This window comes from Serratia plymuthica NBRC 102599 (genome assembly GCF_001590925.1).
Classification (GTDB): Bacteria; Pseudomonadota; Gammaproteobacteria; order Enterobacterales; family Enterobacteriaceae; genus Serratia; species Serratia plymuthica.
On the sequence record NZ_BCTU01000074.1, the window covers coordinates 1 to 625 of the forward strand.

At 57.6% G+C, this 625-nt stretch carries 1 protein-coding gene; it reads left to right on the top strand.

The features are described from left to right. The coding region (locus tag SPL01S_RS24200) for a hemagglutinin repeat-containing protein (protein WP_174523976.1) at positions 1–625 on the top strand (625 nt) is incomplete at both ends.

Sequence of the window (625 nt, forward strand, 5' to 3'; positions counted from 1 at the left end):
ACAAGGAGCGCTACGAGCAGAAGCAGAGTGGGTTGACGGTGTCGGTGTCGTCACCGGTCACCGATGCCTTGTTGGCGGTGAAGAGCGCGCTCGACCGCAGTGGTGAAGTGAGCGACAACCGTTTGCAAGCCCTGTATGCGGTACAGGCGGCGGACAATGCGTGGATAGCGGCATCACAAACACCCTCGATGGCCAGCGGAATCGCTCAGGGCAATTTGAACTCGGTGAAAGTACAGGTAAGCGTCGGGGCAAGCAAAAGCACCTCGGAATCTGACTTGAAGCAGAATCAAGTGCGCGGTAGTGCCTTGTCGGCGGGTGAGAACGTCACCATGGTGGCGACGGGCAGTAAAGGTACCGACGGTAACCTGCACATCAGCGGCAGCGGTGTGACAGGGAATAACGTCACGCTGGTCGCACAAAACGACCTGATACTGGACGCGGCAAGCAACAACAGGGAGCAGACCAGCAAGAACAACAGCAGCGGCTGGAACGCCGGGGTGCATATCTCGCTGGGACAAGAGACCGGTATTGGTGTGTCGGCCAGCGGTTATCAATCGAAAGGCAAATCGGACGGCAACAGCACCGAGTACGTCAATACGCGCGTCAGTGCCAAAGATGAACTGAA